Annotated in this window: 14 protein-coding genes, 1 tRNA gene and 3 pseudogenes; 7 read left to right on the top strand and 11 right to left on the bottom strand. The window is 63.1% G+C overall.

Annotated features, from left to right (window positions below):
* Positions 1-302: 302 nt before the first annotated feature.
* The 5 genes and pseudogenes from FJ974_RS10705 to FJ974_RS10685 all read right to left on the bottom strand — a co-directional run bounded on the left by FJ974_RS10705 (position 303) and on the right by FJ974_RS10685 (position 8,819).
* Positions 303-1,355, bottom strand: a complete 1,053-nt coding sequence (locus tag FJ974_RS10705; RefSeq protein ID WP_413468349.1) for a toprim domain-containing protein — start codon at positions 1,353-1,355, stop codon at positions 303-305.
* Complete coding sequence (locus FJ974_RS10700) at positions 1,355-5,674, bottom strand: strawberry notch family protein (protein ID WP_140531744.1); 4,320 nt, start codon at positions 5,672-5,674, stop codon at positions 1,355-1,357. Before FJ974_RS10700 ends, FJ974_RS10705 begins: the two co-directional genes overlap by 1 nt.
* 172 nt (positions 5,675-5,846) lie before the next feature.
* Positions 5,847-6,115: pseudogene (locus FJ974_RS10695) on the bottom strand (DUF6117 family protein).
* Positions 6,096-6,602, bottom strand: coding sequence for a hypothetical protein (locus tag FJ974_RS10690; RefSeq protein WP_140531746.1), 507 nt, complete (start codon positions 6,600-6,602; stop codon positions 6,096-6,098). The pseudogene FJ974_RS10695 and the gene FJ974_RS10690 overlap by 20 nt, the downstream one beginning before the upstream one ends.
* 90 nt (positions 6,603-6,692) lie before the next feature.
* Complete coding sequence (locus FJ974_RS10685) at positions 6,693-8,819, bottom strand: ParB/RepB/Spo0J family partition protein (RefSeq protein ID WP_140531748.1); 2,127 nt, start codon at positions 8,817-8,819, stop codon at positions 6,693-6,695.
* Positions 8,820-9,220: 401 nt separating this feature from the next.
* Between FJ974_RS10685 and FJ974_RS10675 the strand changes: the two genes are divergently transcribed.
* Positions 9,221-9,406 (top strand): hypothetical protein, encoded by a 186-nt coding sequence (locus FJ974_RS10675; RefSeq protein WP_140531750.1) that lies wholly within the window; start codon positions 9,221-9,223, stop codon positions 9,404-9,406.
* A gap of 484 nt (positions 9,407-9,890) precedes the next feature.
* On the opposite strand, the gene FJ974_RS10665 is transcribed toward FJ974_RS10675, so the two are convergent.
* From FJ974_RS10665 to FJ974_RS10655, 3 genes and pseudogenes are all read right to left on the bottom strand, one after another.
* Complete coding sequence (locus tag FJ974_RS10665; protein WP_140531752.1) at positions 9,891-10,094, bottom strand: hypothetical protein; 204 nt, start codon at positions 10,092-10,094, stop codon at positions 9,891-9,893.
* A 189-nt stretch (positions 10,095-10,283) separates the two neighbouring features.
* Positions 10,284-10,373 (bottom strand): annotated as a pseudogene (locus FJ974_RS10660) (DUF2958 domain-containing protein); the annotation flags it as partial.
* A complete protein-coding gene (locus FJ974_RS10655; RefSeq protein WP_140531754.1) occupies positions 10,361-11,329 on the bottom strand; it encodes an ArdC family protein in 969 nt (322 codons plus the stop codon). The gene FJ974_RS10655 and the pseudogene FJ974_RS10660, both read right to left, overlap by 13 nt.
* Before the next feature lie 354 nt (positions 11,330-11,683).
* On the opposite strand from FJ974_RS10655, the pseudogene FJ974_RS10650 reads away from it, so the two are divergent.
* The 4 genes and pseudogenes from FJ974_RS10650 to xerC all read left to right on the top strand — a co-directional run bounded on the left by FJ974_RS10650 (position 11,684) and on the right by xerC (position 14,983).
* Positions 11,684-12,873, top strand: a pseudogene (locus FJ974_RS10650) (helix-turn-helix domain-containing protein).
* 354 nt (positions 12,874-13,227) lie between these two features.
* The gene (locus FJ974_RS10645) at positions 13,228-13,479 is read left to right on the top strand and encodes a hypothetical protein (RefSeq protein WP_140531756.1); all 252 of its coding nucleotides are present in this window, start codon (positions 13,228-13,230) and stop codon (positions 13,477-13,479) included.
* A 62-nt stretch (positions 13,480-13,541) separates the two neighbouring features.
* Entirely contained in the window at positions 13,542-13,763 is a 222-nt protein-coding gene (locus tag FJ974_RS10640; RefSeq protein ID WP_140531758.1) for a helix-turn-helix domain-containing protein, read from the top strand.
* 29 nt (positions 13,764-13,792) lie between these two features.
* Positions 13,793-14,983, top strand: coding sequence for a tyrosine recombinase XerC (gene xerC / locus FJ974_RS10635; protein WP_140531760.1), 1,191 nt, complete (start codon positions 13,793-13,795; stop codon positions 14,981-14,983).
* 107 nt (positions 14,984-15,090) lie between these two features.
* Here xerC and FJ974_RS10630 read toward each other — a convergent pair.
* Positions 15,091-15,166: transfer RNA gene (locus FJ974_RS10630), tRNA-Ile, on the bottom strand.
* Between the two features lie 225 nt (positions 15,167-15,391).
* Between FJ974_RS10630 and FJ974_RS10625 the strand changes: the two genes are divergently transcribed.
* Positions 15,392-16,102: an SIMPL domain-containing protein gene (locus FJ974_RS10625; RefSeq protein ID WP_140531762.1), complete on the top strand. Its 711-nt coding sequence runs from the start codon at positions 15,392-15,394 to the stop codon at positions 16,100-16,102.
* A gap of 128 nt (positions 16,103-16,230) precedes the next feature.
* On the opposite strand, the gene FJ974_RS10620 is transcribed toward FJ974_RS10625, so the two are convergent.
* Both FJ974_RS10620 and FJ974_RS10615 read right to left on the bottom strand, forming a co-directional pair.
* Positions 16,231-16,584 carry a hypothetical protein gene (locus tag FJ974_RS10620; RefSeq protein WP_140531764.1) on the bottom strand — a complete coding sequence of 118 codons (354 nt, stop codon included), beginning with the start codon at positions 16,582-16,584 and terminating at the stop codon, positions 16,231-16,233.
* 257 nt (positions 16,585-16,841) lie between these two features.
* Positions 16,842-17,288, bottom strand: coding sequence for a YcgN family cysteine cluster protein (locus tag FJ974_RS10615; RefSeq protein WP_140531766.1), 447 nt, complete (start codon positions 17,286-17,288; stop codon positions 16,842-16,844).
* A gap of 197 nt (positions 17,289-17,485) precedes the next feature.
* Here FJ974_RS10615 and FJ974_RS10610 point away from each other — a divergent pair, with 197 nt between their 5' ends.
* A complete protein-coding gene (locus tag FJ974_RS10610) occupies positions 17,486-19,690 on the top strand; it encodes an OmpA family protein (protein WP_226891548.1) in 2,205 nt (734 codons plus the stop codon).
* Positions 19,691-19,807 lie beyond the last annotated feature (117 nt).

The raw sequence follows: 19,807 nt of genomic DNA, 5'->3' as shown, positions 1-19,807 counted from the left end.
TGCTGGCTCGGCCGCGCCCATCGCGGCCTTCATAGCGACGAGAGCGACGGGCGGCCCGGTCTTGCACCCGCGGTTTCAGCCAAGGGCCGGAACGTCAGTGAAGGATGGCGAAGCCCGGCTGTTTTGTCTCGCGATGGAAAGGCCCGCAGGGCCGCCGGAAAATAGCCGGGCGCAGCCATTGCCAGCCCGGGCGAGCGGCGCACAGATCGCCCTCTGGAAGGCCGTGGGCCGACCTCCCGCAAGGGAGCCGAACGCGGCGACGCCAATCGATAGGACGATGCCAGAGCTCGCTTCCTTTCCGGTCAGTTCGGCTGTGCCAGAAAGCGGGCGACATCCTGCGGCGCGATCTGAGCCCGCAGGATCGTCCTGAGAGCATTGGGGCCTAGTAGACGCAGATCCTCATTGAAGTCGCCGAGTTGCGGCGTCAGAACGATCGCTTCGATGCCGGCGGTATTGGCGCGTTCGTTGAGAGTCGCCACCGCCCCACCTCCCGCCCGATCATTGTCACGGGCAATGTAGAGACGCCGCAGGGTTTCAGGAAAGTGGATGGCTGCCAGATGCGCTGCCGACAGGGCTCCGATCATCGGCAAGGCCGGCAGTGCTACGCGTTGCGAAAGCATGGTCTCGATGCCTTCTCCGGCTGCCAACACGTCGCCGCAGACGCCGAAGCGGACCGCGTGCCCAAGCAGGTCGCCGATGGCTCGCCTTGGTGTATCGATCGGAGCGCGGCCGAGATGGGCCTCGCTGAAACCGGCCGGATCGAGCCAAGTGCGATGCACGCCGGTGAGTTTGCCATTGAGGTCTGTGACGGCCGCGATCATCGCGGGCCAGGTCTCGGTCGGCGCTTCCTCGTCAGGGCGGTAATAACAACGCGGATGAAAGCGAAGGCTTGCGGTTTCGTGCAAGGCTGTAATTCCGCGTGCGCGCAAGTACGCCTCCACGAGCGTCCGCGAGATCGATCGCGACATGGAAAACAGCCGCCTCGCCGCTTCGGTGGAACCAGCAGGCGCAGGAGCCGCTCGCATTCCACGTTCGGTTGGATCGGAAATTGGCTGAGGCATAGACAAAAAACTGCGAGCTTCGTCGACGACGTCCTTGAAGTCGAGCAGGCCAAGCGATTCGCGGATGACGTCAAGCAGGTCGCCATGCTCGCCGGTCGCCGCATCGGTCCACTTGCCGGGCGGTCCCTTCGTGGAATGGCTGAGCCGGACGAACATCGACCGGCCCGGTGCGTTGCGGACATCGCCAACCTGCCAATAGTTACCACAGCGGCGTCCGGCGGAGAGGTATCGCCGGCACACCGCCTCGGCGTGTTCGCCAAGACGATGAGCGAGCTCAGTGGCTTCCCGGGGCATCATGCCGCCTCTCGCTCTCTCACGCGTTCGACGGGGAAGCGGCCGAGCACACGTTCGAGGACGGCCATGCCAGCCGCATCGGTCGGCACGAACATCCTGAGTTTCCAGGAGATGATCTCGTGGAAGAGACCATAGGCGATGAGGCGTTCGCGCATCGTGTCGGTGAAGCCCAACAATTCGATACGCCAGGCGCCCATGACTCGGACCCGGCGAAGCTGCAGACCCTCGGCAAGATCGAGGACGATCCGCCCGTCGATCAGCGCCGAGAAGGCCTGCTCGGGAGTGAGCGCCGCAACGCCAGTCGTCGTGGCATTGGCGGCCCAGACAGGCGAAACGCGGCGGCCGATGATGCGCTCGCCTTCGTCCGTCTGGAGCCGATAAACGCGCGTCGACTCGTTGGGCAAACGCCGCCAGATCGGCAGCAGCAGGCCGGTGACCATATGCAGGACGGAATCCGTGAACTCCGGCACCTGAGCCATTTCCGCGGTCCATGCCGTCGAAAACGCTTCGCGGTTGGCCTCAATCCAGCGGGTTTCGGCCATGGCCTTGAGCGGCATGTTCTGGCTTTCCATCGGCCGGACCAACCGGATCCGGCGCTCTACCTCGCCATCGTCGAGCATGATGCTGGAGGTCGGGATCTGCACCGCGGCGCGGCCTGACTTCTCGTTGATGAGCAGCTTGGCGCGCGGATCAACGAGTTGGTCGAGCGCCGCGTCGAGCGTGACCGGACGATTGCGCTTGCGTTCGGCAATGGTCAGCAGTCGCGTTTCTGCCCCCGTGCGCGGGTGGGTGTAGATGACTTCCCGGTTGGTAACGACGAAGCTCTCGGCGCGCAGCGTCTCAAGCCCCGCGTCGTAGATGCCGGACGCGATGGCGCCCTCGACCCGCGCCGCAAGCAACTGCTCGAAGGCGCCGAAAAGGACACCTTGCAACTCGATGGTGAGCGCCAGGAGCCGGTTGAGGAACGTCGTAATCGGCGGCAAGTCGTCCTTGATGCCGTTGGCATCCATGAGTTTGAGGCCGGTGGCCGCCTCGAAGCGCTCGAGCGAGCAGCCCTCGACCTTGCCGCGCGCGATCAGCAGATAGAGCTGACGCAACGCGTCGCGGGCATAGTGGCTCTCCAGATTGTCCTCGGGCCGGAACAGCCCCTGACCGCCGGTCTGGCGCTGGCCACGCGTGATGGCGCCCAGCGTATCGAGACGTCGGGCGATCGTCGAAAGGAAGCGCTTCTCCGCTTTCACATTGGTCGAGATCGGCCGAAACAGAGGCGGCTGCGCCTGATTGGTGCGATGCGTCCGGCCCAGGCCCTGGATCGCCGTATCGGCCTTCCAACCGACATCGAGCAGGTAGTGCACGCGCAGCCGCGTATTCCTGGCCGCAAGTTCGGCATGATAGCTGCGACCAGTGCCACCGGCGTCGCTGAAGACCAGAATACGTTTCTGATCGTCCATGAAGGCAGCGGCCTCGGAGAGATTTGCAGAACCGGAGCGGTTCTCAACGACCAGGCGCTCTGCCTTGCGTACGATGCGGCGGGAGCGGCCGGTGACCTCGGCCACGACATCCGAGCCGAAGTGCTGGACGATCTGATCGAGTGCGCCGGGCACCGGCGGCAGGCTAGCGAGCCGGGCAATCAGCTCGTCGCGCCTTGCGACAGCCTCGCGGCTCTCGACCGGCTGCCCATCGCGGTAGACCGGGCGAGATGCCATATTGCCTTCGCTGTCGGTGAAGGGCTCGTAGAGCTGCACCGGGAAGGAATGGGCGAGATAGTCCAGGACGTATTCTCTGGGCGTGATGTCGACGCGAACGTCGTTCCATTCTTCGGTCGGCAGTTCGGCCAGGCGCCGTTCCATCAGCGCCTCACCGGTCGAGACAATCTGAACGACCGCAGCATGGCCGTCGTCGAGGTCGCGGGTGATCGACCGGATCAGGGTCGGTGTCTTCATCGACGTCAGAAGATGTCCGAAGAAGCGCTGCTCGGCGGACTCGAAGGCACTGCGAGCCGCCGACCTGGCCTGAGCGTTAAGCGTGCCGGTACTGCCGGTGATGTTTGCCGCAAGCATCGCCGCATCGAGATTGTTATGAATGACGGCGAAGGCGCCGGCGTAGGCGTCGTAGATGCGAACCTGTTCGGGGGTGAGTTCATGCTCGAGCAGCTCGTATTCGACACCGTCGAAGGACAGCGAGCGCGCGGTATAGAGGCCGAGGGCGCGGAGATCGCGGGCCAGCACTTCCATGGCAGCCACGCCGCCGGCCTCGATGGCCTCGACGAATTCGGCGCGGGTCGAGAATAGAAACTGCTCGCCACCCCACAGGCCGAGCCGCTGGGCATAGGCCAGATTGTGGACAGTGGTGGCCCCGGTCGCCGAGACATAAGTGATGCGGGCATTTGGCAGCGCGTGCTGGAGCCGGAGCCCGGCTCGGCCCTGCTGAGAGGCGGCGACATCGCCGCGTTCGCTCTTGGCACCGGCGGCGTTCTGCATCGCGTGCGCTTCATCGAAGATGATGGCTCCATCGAAATCGGAACCCAACCATTCGACGATCTGCCTGACCCGCGAAATCTTTTCGCCACGCTCGTCGGAGCGCAGCGTGGCATAGGTGGTGAATAGGATGCCGTCATGCAGCGTGACCGGCTTGCCTTGCGGGAAGCGAGACAGGGGGGTGATCAGCAGGCGTTCCATACCGAGAGCCGACCAATCGCGCTGCGCGTCCTCGATCAGCTTGTCGGACTTCGAAATCCACACCGCCTTGCGGCGGCCGCGCATCCAGTTGTCGAGAATGATTGCTGCAGATTCCCGGCCCTTGCCGACGCCGGTGCCGTCGCCCACCATAAAGCCCTGCCGAAAACGGACAGCGTTGGCCGCATCGTCGCGGGCGGCGGTGACGACATCGAAAGTCTTGTCGACTGCCCAGGCGCCGGCGAGATATTCGGCATGCGCCTCGCCAGCATAAATGACGGTCTCGAGCTGCGCGTCGGAGAGCAGATCGAGGATGTTGCGCGGCAGGCGTGGCCGATAGGTGGGCTTGGGCGGCGAAACGCTTGCCATCGCCGCCGACTGCACGAGTTGGGTCGGATGTGCCTGTGCGCCGGGAATACGGATCACCTGGAGCTCGTATTCCTCATAGATCGCATCACTGATGGCGCCACTTTCGGTCACGTGCCGATCGACGGTCTCATAGGTAAGATCGACGCCTTCGGGACAGGCGAGCGGCGCCGCGATCGCGACCTTGGAAGAACAGGCGGTGTAACCGCGAACGGTTCGCGGTGCGGACGAGGCCGACACTCTGGTCGTTGCGGTCGACAGTGTCACCGGCATGCGCGCGGGAACGTACTCGCAGATCCACGCCATGAGGGTTGCGGCATCAGACGCTATGCCCGGTGCCGGTGGGAAAAGCGTGGGATTGTCTGCCGGCATCTTGTCGATGACGGTCAGGCGCGTATCGATGGTCGTGCCGTGCCTTGCATAGAGGGAGCCGTCGACCGCGGCCGAGAACACCACCCGACCACGCTCCTGTAGGCGCACGAACGCCGACGTCCAGGCGGGGTTGTCGGGCGCGAAGCTGGCCCCGGTGATGGTCACCAGCCGACCCCCGGGCGCGAGACGCGCCAGCGCCGAGGCGACATGGCGTAATGCGGCATCGGCCATGCGGCCCTCGACATGGGCCATGACCGAGAATGGCGGGTTCATCAGGACGACGCTGGGAACGACGGCCGCATCGAGATGATCATCGATCTGGGCGGCGTCGAAGCGGGTGACCGGAACGGCCGGAAAGAGGGAAGAGAGAAGGCCGGCGCGTAGCCCGGCTAGTTCATTGAGGATGAGCGTGCCACCAGCGATCTCGGCCAGGATAGCGAGCAGCCCCGTCCCGGCCGAAGGCTCGAGAACGCGGTCGGCCGGAGTGATGGCGGCGGCCGTTGCCGCAACCAGGCCGAGCGGGACCGGTGTCGAGAACTGCTGGAAGGTCTGTGCTTCTTCGGAGCGGCGGGTGTGCGTCGGCATGAGGCTGGCGATCTTCGACAGGGCAAAGAGCCGTGAAGCCGGGGACGCCGCTTTGCGGAACAGCGCCTTTCCGTATTTGCGGAGGAACAGCACCGTCGCGGCCTCGCAGGCTTCGTAGGCCGTCTTCCAGTCCCAGGACCCTGTGGCATCGGACGACCCGAAGGCAGCCTCCATCGCCGCGCGCAGCCTGGCGGCGTCGACGCGCTGACCGCGTTCGAGATGTGGAAGAAGGAGGCTAGCCGTCGCGACGACGGCGGTTTCGGAGACAAGTGGGATGGCCACCGGAGCCGGAGCTGCTGCGGATGATAGTGTCATGTTCATGGATCGAACCTCGGAGAGCGGAACGGGAGCGAGCCAGGCGGCGCTCTCTCTAAACCGTGCCGGCTCAAATCCGTCCGGGCTCACCTCTCCCTCTCAGGGGCCGCAGGGAAGCCAACACCAAGCAAGCGCCCTGACATGCGGTGGGCCGCTTGCTGATGTCCGGCGGTCGCGATCAGTCCCGCCTGTCGGGCCCCTCTTTCGGCAGGAAGCCGGCAGGGTCGTCAGGATCAGGCGGCAGATAGGCGTCGAAGGGATTGCCATCGGCCAGATGGCGAATGGCGTGAACGTATAGTCGGCGCCGTCGCGGCCGACGGCACAGAGCACGTAGCGCGGCTGCCCTGTCTCGGCATCGGCACATTCCATGAGCGCGAGATTGGCGTCGCTGGCGGCGCGGAGAAGCGTCGGGCGTAGTCGGGGATGCTCATATCTCCTTAGGCGCATCGGGGTCGCGTAAGGCGGCCACCCGGCCTTCGATGAAATCGGCGCACACCTCGTCGGCGGTCACCTCCTCCAATCGGGCCCTGTCGTGGCGGGTCTTGGCGAGCCACAGTTCGGCGGCCTCGCGGCTTGCGGCGAGATGCAGCAGTTCGAGGTTGTCGCCGATCGGAAGCAGCACCCGGATCATGCCAATGGCGGGCCGCTGGACGATCTCGTAGCGCAACTCGTTATCGAGGAGGTGCTGCCGCAGCACGGTAACGAGGACCACGTTGCCCGTAGCGAAATTGCCCTCGTCGAGGATGATGGCGGCTTGAGTGCGATGGGTCGGCCGCTCTCGCGGCGGTTCCCTTCTGACCAGGCGGCCGACCCCGTTGCGCTGCTCCCAGGCCGCAAGTTTCTTGGCGAAGCGGGCCGGCGGTCGGGGCATTCCGTCCGAATAGCGGATCAGGGACCCGAGCGGGGCGGTATCATAGACGATGTGAGCGGACATAGAATCTCCTGAAGATGACAAAGGCCCGGCAGGGCGCCGGGCCAAGGGATGAAGAAACCGAGCGAGCGGAGCTGCTCCGGGATTTCGCTGCTATTCGGCGGCTACTGCCGGCGCGGGCTCTTCCTCGGACGTGTCCGAGTTGTCCTCGTCGTCGCCGTCGAGGAATGCTGGCAGCGCCGCGTCGGTCCCGGTGGCTGCATCGGCGGCCTGATCATCGCCGATCAGGCGCAGCGGCTCCGGCAGCCAGCCGGCATCGGTCAGCAGGCGTTCTGCCTCCTTCGCCATCTCGTCCTTCTTCAGGTGATCGATGAGCTGAGCCGCCTGCTCGCCGCGGGCCTCGCGGACAGCCTCGAGGATGCGAGCCTTGGTGACACGGCCGAGGTAGTTCGCGACGGTCGGCTGCCAGCCTGCGTCCACCATATCGAGGCCGGTAGCGCGGGCCAGGCGGTCGGCTTCGCGCAACCGCTGGTCCAGGCCCTGCTGGCTGACGCCGGCGCCGTAGGGATTGATACGCTCATGGAGAGCATTGATCCCGTAGCTGACGCAATGCGCCAGCAGCGCCAGCCGGCTGGCTTCGTCGAGCCCGTCGAGCCAGATCCACAGCGCCGTGTCGTCCCCGAGCGGGATGTCGTCCCTCCACGCCCGCTCGCGCTCCGAGATCGCCTTTGCGGAAGGAGAGTGCTTGAGGTCGGCATCCTGGGCGGACAGGCAGACGTGCCGGACCGAGGCTTCCAAACAGCCGATCGAGGATCGGTGGCCGAAGCTGTCGAGAACGAGCCGGTGCAGCAGCGCTGTCATCGCGACGTGCGGGTTCTCGGCAACGGCGTTGCAGAGCGCGAGCGTCCGATGTGCGGTGAGATCGATCACCAGGCGCTCGGGCAGCGGCTTGATGGCGTCGCCGTCATCCTCCTCGGGCTCGGAGGCCGGCGTGCCGATGGTGATGGTGACGCGGCGAACCGAGGGATCTTCCCCGCCATCCTCGCCCTCGGTCGCACCGTCACGATCGGCGTCGCCGTCGACCGTCTTCGACGTTTCGTCCTCGGGGCGCATATAGCCGCGATCGACGACGAGGTCACCGTCGCGGTCGATGCTGATGAAGACGCCGGCGCGGCCGACCTCGCAAGCATCGTAGTTCATCGGCCTGCTATCGAAGGCCTCAAGCGCGGACTCGATCTCGCCGAGGCGCTGGTCGACCTCGTCGGGAAGTTCGTCGGCTTCGCCATGCTCGGCTTCGAGACGATCGTATTCCGCCAGCAGGGCTTCGCGTTCCGCCCACTCCTCGGCTGTGAGATCGGCGGGCGTGCCGGCGAGTGCCCGCAGGCCGTGAGTATGGCCATAGGGCAGATCGACGTCCACGACGACCCACTTCCAACCCTCCGCCGCAATCTCTGCGGCGACCGACTTGAGCTTGTCAGCTACCAGCCGGTCGAGCAGCGCGGGGTCCTGCAACCAGCCGCCATTGTCGGCTTCGAACAAATCGCGAAGCACGATGCCGCCGGCAGCGACGAAGGCGTCGACGCCGACGAACAAGGCCCGGCGATCGCTGGCCCGAACCGTGGTCTCGGTCAGCATGCGCCGGATCTGCTGCGGTTCCTTCGACCACGAATGCTCGAGCGCCTCCCAGATCTGCTCCTGACGCGAGTGATCGTCGCTCACGGTGAACGCCATCAGTTGCTCGAGCGTAATGCCTTCCTGCTCGTAGGTAGCAAGCAGCTTCGGCGAGACCTTGGCGAGCCTTAGGCGCTGCTGCACGAAGGTCGCGGACACGAAGAAGCGCGCCGCGATCTCCTCGTGGCTTGCGCCCTGATCGTGAAGGGTCTGGAAGGCGCGGAACATGTCGAGAGGGTGGAGATCCTCGCGCTGGAAATTCTCGGCCAGGGAATCCTCCTCGATCGGCACTGCGCTGTTAGCGTCGGTGATCACGCAGGGGACCGGCTCGGTCTTGGCCATGCGCTTCTGCCTGACCAGGAGTTCGAGGGCGCGATAGCGGCGTCCGCCGGCAGGCACTTCGAATATGCCGGTTTCGTTGCCCTCGGCGTCCAGCACCGGCCGGACGTTGAGGCTCTGCAGTAGGCCGCGCCGTGCTATCGAGCCCGCAAGGTCCTCGATCGTCTCGCCGCGCTTGATGCGCCGGACATTGGACTGGCTCAGCACCAACTTGTTGAAGGGAATGTCGCGCGAGGCGTTGAGGGTGATCTTCTGCTTGGCGCTAGCCATGGGAATTGTCTCCGCGACGGGCGGCCGAGACTCTCTCGACCTCCAAACCCGTCATGAAAACCGGCACCGCCCTCTCACTCTGAGGACGGCGCCGCATGCAAGAGCCAGGGAGAAACGGGGCCGCAAACTACTTTGTGCATCCCGTCCACGACTGTGCGATTTTCAGGCGGGAGGCAGGCCCGCAGCGGTCCGGCCGGACCGTGAAGCGGAAGCGAGGACGCGCTCCGCCGCGCGGATGCTTCCCGTCTGCCGGGCAGCCTCCGCCCAGACCGAGAGCGGCAGTTCGGTGGCAAACAGGGGTAGTGTCTCAGTTTGAAATTTGACGGCTAGGCGGAAGCGGCTATCGCGTTTGCTCCCATAGGCGGAAGCGCCTATGCTTAGCGGAAAGCATGGGAGCTTCAATGGCCTACACTGTCATCTGGTATGATAGACGGGGCGTCATCGACAAGGTGACCTATGACGCTGAGAAGACGGCCAAAAACCATGCAATCTCGATGTTCCAGACCCGAAGGGGCGACGATGGCGTCGTCTGCGTTGAAGTTCGCAAAGACAACGGCGCTGTCGTCTTTAGCCATACGGAGAACTAGAGAATGCCGACCGGACCTGGTGACACATAGACCCGGACCGCTCTGGACAGCGACAGCAAGCTTTTCATTTCGTGGCTGGTCGGCGGTCGTGATGGCGAATATGCGCTCGCCTTCATGGACGAAGTCCGGCGGCCGGCGTGTCCAAGACGCTCTGGTCGATGGAAGACCTTTGCGAGAAGATGGATGCCGCTGCCTCAAACCGGGAAGCGCGGCCCTTACAAAGCGTGGGAACTAACGACTGGGAAAGACGCCTCGGTTTTGCATTGCCCTAGTAAATTTCGCCCAAGTCTGGAACATTTCTGGCGCATGCCCGTTGCGCGCGATGGTGGATTGGGATGTTGCCCTGGCGCAGGCGAGGCGCGCTCAAGAGAAAAAGCGAAAGCTTCTTGAGGAGACTGCGAACGTCATGGCCGAAAGCCGGCGGCTTATCGAGCAGTCGCTCGACCTTTTGAAGCGAGCGGACCTGAAAGCGATACTCAGTCCTTCACCGGACCCGGAAACTTAGCGCCGGTCCCTTTAAGGGCACGATGCACCCGTCTAGGCCCTCACGCAATTGCTGCAACAATGCTTCGTCCTTTTCGATGGAAAGCCCGAGCCGGCGACGACCTTCAATGAGCCTATCCTGGATGGATATGGCGGTCTCATAGTGGCTGGCGATTTGGATATAGCGATCGTTGATGGAAGCCATGGCTTTCCTCCCGTTGGGGCGAAAGCATGATGTTCTCTTCCAAACGTCCGATTGCCTGAATTGGAACGGGCGACCAAATGACCCTATACCCTGTCCGGGAGGATGGCTATTTTTTCTGTAGCCTCCTCCGTTCGAATGAACATGGCCAGGCGAGCTTTTCATTTCTCAATTTTCAAACTGAGACATTACCAGCGGATTGAAGAACTTGACCACCGGGACGTGGTCGGCGCCGGGAACGCGGCCGTTGGCGAGCAGCAATGCGTCGGTCAGAAGTATGATGCCGCCCTCCTGTCGATCTCGGGCTCATCGGCACCGGCCGCGCCCTCGTATCCGGGCAGGAAGGCAAGCAACCAATCGGCTGCCTTGCTGCCCTGCGAGGCAGCGCGAACGATGGCGCGGTTGTCCTCGCGCAGGACCTCGAGCCACGAGGCGATGTAGTCGGCGTGGCGCACCGTCGGGACGATGCCAAGCGAAGCGCAGCAGAACGCCGCGTTCATCTCGGCGACCAGTTCCTCGAAGGCATACTTCCTGGTGCCGAAGCCGCCGCCCAGATCGCGGCCGAGCCGCGAGGGATGCCCTGTGGCGTGCCCTAGTTCATGTAGCGCCGTGCGGTGCCAGTTGACTGGCTCGAAATACGCTGCCGGCGGAGGGACCTGCACAAAGTCTCGCGCCAGGTCGTAGAACGCTCGGTCGCCGCCAATGTGGAAGGCGATCCCGGTCGCCTTGATCAGTGCCTCGACCCGCGGCTCGATCTGGCAGGGCGGCGGCGGCGCCGCGATCGCGACGTCGCAGGGCAGGCCTTCGCACTGGGCGACGTTGAAGACCGTGTAGCGCTTGAGGAATGGGACGGCGGCGGCTTCGTCTCCAGTCTCCTCGGCGCGCCTCTTGTCGTTGCCAAGGACGAAACGATCTGCATAGACGATGGTGGTGCCGTGCTGGCCCTTCATTACGGCACCGCCGAGTGCCAGGGCTTGGCGGAAGGTAAGCCAGTGCTGTGTGGGAAAGCCATGCTCGATCACGGCGCCCCAGAGCAGCAACACGTTGATGCCGCTGTAGCGCCGTCCCGTGGCGGCGTTCCTCGGCATGGCTAGCGGCGCCTTCGCCGCCGCAGTTCCCCAAGGCTGGGCCCACGGCACGCGGCCGGCTTCCAGTTCGGCGACGATTTTGTCGGTAATATCGTTATAGAGACTCGCCCGGCTAGCGCCGGCTCGAGCTTTGTCGTGACGTCTGGACATCGCGGTTCTCCGCGACGGGCGCCGGAGGCCTCTCCTCCAGCCCTCAACCCGTCACGGCAAATGCGATCCGCACCCTCACTCTCGCCCAGCCGCAGGATTGCCGGCACCATGCGACCCCACACCGCCAAGTGGATCCCAGGACACAACTCTGCAGCACGTCAGGATTGACGCTCGGAGAGCGAAGACCAGCGAACTTCTGTCCCCAGATACGCAGTAAGGGAAACTGATTTCGCTTAGCCGCAGCATCGAAGCCGGAACTGACAGTCCGACGAGTGTGGTGAGCGACCCGAGACATAGGTGACGATTTGTACCGGACACATGGGTAACACTTTTGGCTTTTGGCCGGAGGTGTTGATGCCGTGGAGAGAGTGTTCGGTGATGGAGGAACGTCTACGTTTTGTCGCCCGCCTTCTGGATGGTGAAGGTATGAGCGAAGTGTGCCGGGAGTTCGGGATTTCCCGCAAGACCGGCTACAAGATCTTCGGCCGCTACAGGTAGGAAGGGCTCGAAGCCCTATGCGACCGCTCGCGTCGGCCGGTCCGCTACGCCAACCAGCTGCCCGACCAGATCGAGCGGCTGATCGTGGAGAGCAAGCGGGAGAAGCCGCATTGGGGTGCCAGGAAGATACGCGAGTTGCTCGTGCGCAAGCTGGTGGCGACGTCCGGATTCCTGCCAGGAGCACGGTGCATGCGGTGCTCGACCGCTACGGCCTTGTGAGCCAGGCCCGCAAGAGGAACCGGGCGAACAAGGCCGTAGGCACGCCGTTGTCGCAAGCCGTTGCGCCCAATGATCTGTGGTGTGCCGACTTCAAGGGCGAGTTCAAACTCGGCGACGGCCGCTACTGTTACCCCCTGACGGTCACCGACCAGGCCTCGCGTTATCTTTTGCTGTGCGAAGCGCTGGAATCGACGAAGGAAGCTCCGGTTATCGAGGCTTTCGTGCGGCTCTTCAGGGAACGCGGCCTGCCCGCCGCCATCAGAAGCGATAGCGGCGTGCCCTTCGCCAGCCCCAATGGCCTCTACAACCTTTCGAGGCTCTCCGTCTGGTGGCTACGGCTGGGGATCGGCCTCGAGCGCATCAAACCAGGCAACCCGCAACAGAACGGCCGCCATGAGCGCATGCATCTGACGCTGAAGAAAGAGGCCACACGCCCGCCCGGCATGAACGCCCTGCAGCAGCAGGCAAGGTTCAAGGACTTCATGAGCGAATTCAATGCCGAAAGGCCGCACGAAGGCATCGCCATGAAGGTGCCGGCCGAGCTCTACACGCCCTCTTCAAGGCCCTACGGCGGACTGCCCGAACTGTTCTATCCCTTTCGTGACAAGGACACCATGGTCACCGCCTGCGGCCGCATCTGCATGATGAGGAAGAAGATCAACGTCTCGACCGTGCTCGCCGGTCAGAGGCTCGGCATCAAGGAAGTCGACGACGGCATTTGGCTCGTCAGCTTCATGCATTATGATCTGGGATATATCGACCTGGAGCAGAGGACCTTGCAGACCATCGACAACCCGTTCGGCACGAGATTGTCACCCATGTCTTAGGTACATTCTGTTACCTATGTCTCCGGGTCGGACATGGTGAAAGGCGGTAGCGCTCTAGCGACTCGAACCCCCGACGGGCGAAACACGAACACTCTGCAGGGCCCGCAAACTATCCGATTTGTACGCTGCCGCGCGCTCTTGCCGCACATGTCAGTGAGGCGACTTCCGCAAGAGAAAACATCCTCTATTTAGAACGCATAACCTCGTTACTAACGATAGTGCTGGCTATGTGGTTTGCTAGACAGACAGAGCTGCGGTCCCGCTCGTCGGGATCGGTACTTGTCGGAGCGGACAAACCTTTTGGCTTTTACGCCACTGCGCCGTGTCCACATTGAGACCGTCGAGACAGCATTCATGAAGAGTGATACCCTCTCTTATCCTCCCCGAGGACTCTCGCGTGAGGAGGCCGCGAGATATGTCGGTGTCGGTTCAACGCTGTTTGACGAAATGGTTGCCGATGGTCGCATGCCGAGACCAAAACGCATCAACAGTCGAGCCATCTGGGATCGTGTAGCCCTCGACATCTGTTTCACTTCCCTGCCGGACAAAGACAACGGCCTCCAAGAGTTGTTGGAGCGAAGCAGGCGAGATGGGCAAAAAAAATGAGAAATACACGCCAATTGCATATACGCTGAAAGCGTAGTAAACCAGTGAGGAAAAGGCGCGACGTGAGCGAGAATGAAAAGCTTGCCCAAGATGTGAAAGCCTGGCGGGCTAGAGAAGGGTTCACTGCCGAAGCAGCGGCCAAAGCGTTGGGAATACCGAAGCGCACGTTTGAGGGCATCGAGCAAAGCAGAGGCTTCCCCTATCCGCTCCTCCTGCGCGTTGCGATGGAAAGCAATGCTCTTTCACTCAGGGCAGTGCAGGAGAAATTGTCGCGCAAGGATTAGCTGCCGCTGAAGTGCTGGAGGAGAGCTTAATGGCCAGACCCTTCAAGGACGCCCGCTACCCCGGCGTCTCTTCGCGCATCAAGAACGGCAAAACAGTTTATCGCTATCGGGCAAAGGGCATGCCCGAAATTCGACTTCCCGGTAATCCCGGTGATGCGGAGTTCGAAGCCGAATACCAGAAGGCGACGCAAGGTCTGGGGAACAGGGCTGCAGTTGTCGATCTGCCCGGTCGGTCGCTGCCAAGAACCTTCGGACATGCGGCGCGTCGGCTTGAGACCACAATGGAGTGGCTGGATTTTGACGAATCCACCCGGTTGAAGAACGTGAGATTGATCGAGCGCTTCCTCAATCTGAAGGTCGATCCCAAATACCCGCTGACTTGGCGCGATACTCCGGTGGAACACCTCGACGCAGATCGGCTTCGCACCATCATCGAAGGGATCTTCGGGACCAACCGCACTGTCGCCAAGCACATGCTGGTCGCCATTAAAAAACTGCTATGGGTCGCGATTGAGGTTGAGAAATGGATCAAGCCGCAAGACGATCCTTCACTATCCATCCGCGTACGCGTGCCCAAATCATCCAAAAACCCCGCGTGGCCGATCGCGGTCCGCGAGAAGTTCGAGGCACGTCATCCGATCGGCACGGCGGCTCGCACATGTTACGCGCTGGGCTTTTGGCTTGGAAACCGACGCGGAGATATTGCCGCCCTGGAATGGGAGGAGCTTGTCACCGAGGAGATCGAATTATTCGACGGCTCACTTGAGCTGATCGAAGCCTTTGATTTCCGCCAGAAGAAGAACCGCAACCGCCACGGCGGGCGAGAGATGTTCATCCCAGTCGTTGACAAGCTGGCAGCGGCACTCGAACCGCTCGACCGCTCACAAGGTGGCACGGTCTTGAAGAGCGGTTACAATCGGGCATTCTCGGAAAAGAGCCTGAGCGGCATGATGCAGCATTGGACGCGCCAGGCAGGAATTCCGGACGGCTACACACTTCACGGATTGCGCCGCACCTTCGGCACATACCTGGCGGAATGCAACGTTCAAGCGCGCGCCATCATGGAGGCAATGGGCCATTCCTCGATGACCGTAACGGACGACTATGTGCGTGAGGCAAACAAGAAGCGCATCGCGGTCGATATCGCTCGTGCGATCAATGATCGCGAGGCCAAACGCGACGCCATGAAGCAACGAGCGATACTGCGAGTCGTCAAATGATCAGATCGAATTGGAACAAACGCTGGCCGCCTTCGCATCCTCGGGCCCATAATGGGCCCAAAACGTTTTGGGCCGATGGCACTTTTCATCAATGAAATCAATGGTTTTGGTGGGCCCGGAGGGACTCGAACCCCCAACCAAGCGGTTATGAGCCGCCGGCTCTAACCATTGAGCTACAGGCCCCACGCGGGTTGGCTTAGTGTTTTTCCTTTCCTCGCACAAGGCTTTCGAAAGCGCTGGCGGCAAACGCCAAAATCAGCCCATATTCGCACCCTACAGCGGCGTGCGCCCATGCAGGCGTGAACAGGGTCCGGGTCCTTGCACAATACTGCCGGAAAACCAGGCTTTTTTCGTGCCGCGGCAATCGCCCGGCAAGGGATAGCGGATCGCAGATTTCGAGGAGTTTTCATGACCAGACACCTTTCGCCCCTGGCGCTCGCTGCCGCGATCGCCTTTCCGACGCTGGCAAGCGCCGCCGATTCGCCGCCCCCGCCGCGCATCGTGGTGTCCGGCGAAGGCGAAGCGACAACTACGCCGGACATGGCGATCCTGACACTGAGCGTCATGCGCGAGGCCAAGACCGCGCGCGCCGCGCTCGATGCCGACAACGATGCGATGGCGGCGGTGATCTCGGCCATGAAAGCGGCCGGTATCGCCGATCGCGACCTGCAGACCGCCGGCATCCAGATCAACCCGCGCTACAACTACACCAACAAGGCCGATGGCAGCCAGGAAGCCGAGCTTGTCGCCTATCAGGTGACGAACACGCTGTCGGTGCGCGTGCGCGACGTCGACAAGACCGGCGACATCCTCGACAAGGCTGTGTCGCTCGGCGTCAACCAGGGCGGCGGCATCGCCTTCACCAATGACGATCCAAAGGCCACCGTCACCGAGGCGCGCAAGAAGGCGGTAGCCGATGCGATGGCCAAGGCCAAAACGCTCGCCGAGGCGGCCGGCGTTAGCCTCGGCCGGGTGATCGAAATCACCGACCAGAATGTCGCGCCGGTGCCGATGCCGATGAGCGCCAAGTCGTTCGATGCCGCCCGCGCCGCCGTGCCGGTGCAGGCCGGCGAGAATTCCTACAATGTCCAGGTCACCGTCACGTTCGAGCTGAAATAATAGGCCCCGCCCCGATGGCGTGAACCGATGAGGCTCGAAAAACCCCGGTGGATCGATCCTCCGGGGTTTTTCGAGCCCGCGCTTCAAATTGGTGAAGAGGCTGCGCTATCGATGACCGACTTTCAGCCTCAGCGATAGATGATCGGGCAGCCGCGCTCGTTGGCGAACACCACCACGACGCGATCGCCGTACTGGCGGCCGGCCACCTTGACGGTGCGCCGGCTGACGTCAACGACGCGGGCGCGATACAGGCCCATCCGCTCGGCCTTGTCGAGCGCGCGGTCCGGCGAGCAACCGCGCCAGTCGCGGTCGCGGCGCCAGTCGCGGCGGTAGCCGTCGTCGTCGCCGGTGTAGACGCCGAAGCGCGGATCGTGGTTGTTGCCGAAGCCGAGATAGAGGCTGTCCGCGTGAGCCGGAATGGTTCCGAGCATGCCAAGCCCGACAAGGGCCGAAAGCGCTGCCGTCTTGATCGTGTTGAACATCGTCTTGTCTCTCCTTGTTGAGGGCTTTCGCCCAAATGAATCGATGGTTGGCTGAATCGATGGCTGGCGAACCAATGATCGGAGAATGCCTGTCCCTGTCTGAACTTTTTGCGAACCGGCCATTCATGTCCGGTTCATCTGGCAGGGAAAAGCAAATCCTGCCTTGTCCATCACGCTATACGCTTCAAATTTGGAGCCGAACCGCAAGCACGGCGCGACCAGTTCCGCTCAGGGCTCGTCATCAAAACGCGAACCCGTCAGGGTTCGTCGTCCAGCATAAAGTCAAAATAGTCGTCTGGTTCGGCCAGGTCGGTTTCCTTGGCCTTGACCCGGCCGCGGATTGAAATACCGGCCTCATGCACGGTCTCGGTATTACCCGAAACCAGCCAGTGCCACCAATAGAGATCGCTGCCTTCGGCAACGAGCCGGTAGGCGCAGGTCTTTGGCAACCAGGTGATGGTGCGCACATTTTTCGGCGTCAGCCCGACGCAGTCGGGCACACGCGCCAGCCGGTTGGCATAGTCCGAACAGCGGCATTTGTCGGCATCGAACAGCCGGCAGCCGACGCTCGTCCAGTAGATCTCGCCGGTATCCTCGTCCTCGAGCTTCGACAGGCAGCATTTGCCGCAGCCGTCGCACAGCGATTCCCACTCTGCCGGCGTCATCGCCTCGAGTGTCTTGGTTTTCCAGAACGGCGCATCCATGCCTGTGGATTTGGCCCCGCGGCGGCTTCGGGTCAAGCATTGCTGTGGCCGCGACCCAATATCAACATTAGAAAAACATGAAACTGCCTTCAAAACGCCGGCCAGACATCCTTGGCTGGCACCAATGCTTGCAAACGGAACCAATTGCGGATGATGAAAGTTTGGGCAGGGATGGGACCCCACAAGGAGAGACTGAGATGAAACGCCAACCACGGATTCTGGCGGGTACGGCAATCGGCCTGCTGATGGCATCCGCGCCGTTGGGCGCGTACCCGCTGCAGGGGAGTGCCGCGTTCGGCCCCTCGCACGGTGCGGCGGTGCCGATGATTCTGGCACAAGCATCGTGCGCCGAGGGCGAATCGGCGGAAGCCTGCGCCCAGAAGCAGGGGCAGCCCGGTAAGAAGAGGCAGGCCCAGCCTGCTGAGGGCGAGCAGCCGGCTCAGTCCGAGCAGAAGCCGCGCAGGAAGCAGCAGCAGAGTGAATCGGCTCCCGCCGAGCAGGCTACTCCCGACCAGCAGCAACCGCGCAAGAAGAGGCTTAATCAGCAGCAGCAAAGCGAGACGGCTCCGGCCGAGCAGGTCGCCCCGGATCAGCAGCAGCAACCGCGCAAAAAGAAGCTCAATCAGCAGCAGCAAAGCGAGACGGCTCCGGCCGAGCAGGTCGCCCCGGATCAGCAGCAGCAACCGCGCAAAAAGAAGCTCAATCAGCAGCAGCAAAGCGAGACGGCTCCGGCCGAGCAGACCGCCCCGGATCAGCAGCAGCAACTACGCAAGAAGAAACTCAATCAGCAGCAGCAAGGCGAGACGGCTCCGGCCGAGCAGGCTGCCCCCGATCAACAGCAGCAACTGCGCAAGAAGAAGCTCAATCAGCAGCAGGAAGCCGCGCCCGCGGAACAGCCGTCGGAACAGCCGGCAAATGACAACCAGCCCGGGAAGAAACGGAAGCCGGGCCAGCAACCTGCCGAGCAAGGCCAGGCCCCGGCCGAACAGGCCCCCGCGGGTCAGGGCTCTCGCAAGCTCAAGCCCTTGCCGGTTCCGGGGACCGAGCAGGCACCTGCCGGAACCGAGCAGGCGCCGGCCCAAGGCGAACAGCCTTCGAACCAGAATAAGAAGCAGGCTAAGAAACCGCTTACGGAGCAGCCCGCAACGGGGCAGCAGCAGCCTGCCACGGGCGAACAGCCGGCCAATAACAATCAGCCCGCGACTGGCGGCAACGCCGCGCAAGGCGAAGCGCCCGCCAACCCGAACGAGAGCCCCATCCTCGATAGCCAGAAGGATGTCTTGCGCAAACGCAAGGGCCGCCAGCCGGCCGGCCAGAACGAGAATGGCCAGGTCGAGCAGGGCGGCAACAAGGCCGGGCAGCAAGGCCAACAAGCCGAGAAGCAGGCTCCCGTCAATCAGGGCCCGCCACCCACCGACGACAAGACGGCGCAGCAGGCGATCCAGCCTGGAAAGATTGTTCCTGCCACCGAGGAAAAAGGCAAGCGCGTCGATCTCACGCCCCAGGAGGTTATCCGCGAGCGCCGCCGGCCGCAGGGCGCGGACGTGGTGAAGCAGCTCGGCGACCGCGTGATCCTCCAGTTCAACAACCAGACGTTCGTGGAAAGCAACGAGGCTCCTCGCATCACGCGCGGCGCTAGGGATGTCTACTACGAGGATCTTTCGGGCGGCCGAACCCGCGAAATCGTCGAGCGCGACAACGGCATCCAGATCGTCACCATCCGCAACCGAAATGGCGACGTCATCAGGCGATCGCGCATCACGCCGGATGGCCACGAATATGTGCTGAGCTATGTCGACGAGCGCTACTACAACGATGTCGACGAATGGCGCGATCCGGGCGACGACCTGCCGCCGATGCGGCTCGACATTCCGCGCCGGGACTACATCCTGGATTCAGAAGAGGTCGAGGATCCGAACGAGTACTACACCTTCCTGGAACAGCCGCCGGTAGAGAGGGTGCAGCGGCTCTACTCGATCGACGAGGTCAAGCGCTCGGCCCGGGTGCGCGACATCGCCCGCCGCATCGACCTCGACACGCTGAACTTCGACTTCGGCTCGGCGACGATCTCCGACACCGAGGTGCAGAAGCTCGATGGCGTCGCCAACGCGATGGAGAAGCTGCTCAAGAAGAACCCGGCGGAGACCTTCCTGATCGAGGGTCACACCGACGCCGTCGGCACGCCGGAGGCGAACCTCGCGCTGTCGGATCGCCGCGCCGAGGCGGTCGCCGAGGCGCTCACCAACGCGTTCGGCATCCCGGCGGAGAACCTCACCACGCAGGGCTACGGCGAGCAATATCTCAAGGTGAACACGGACGGCCCGAATCGTCAGAATCGCCGCGTCGCCATCCGCCGCATCACCTCGCTGGTGGCGCCGGTGGCGAGCAACAGCGAGCAATGATCGACGTTTGATTTCAGAACCCTGAACCGTTTTCTGGAATCAACACGACAAGGCCAGGGCCCGCCCGGATCCGGACGGGCGCTGGCCTTGCCGGCTCAAGAAGAATTGTCCCCCCTG

Source organism: Mesorhizobium sp. B1-1-8 (assembly GCF_006442795.2).
GTDB lineage: Bacteria > Pseudomonadota > Alphaproteobacteria > Rhizobiales > Rhizobiaceae > Mesorhizobium.
Note: the sequence above shows the minus strand (reverse complement) of the source record. Positions and strands in the feature narration are given on the sequence as shown.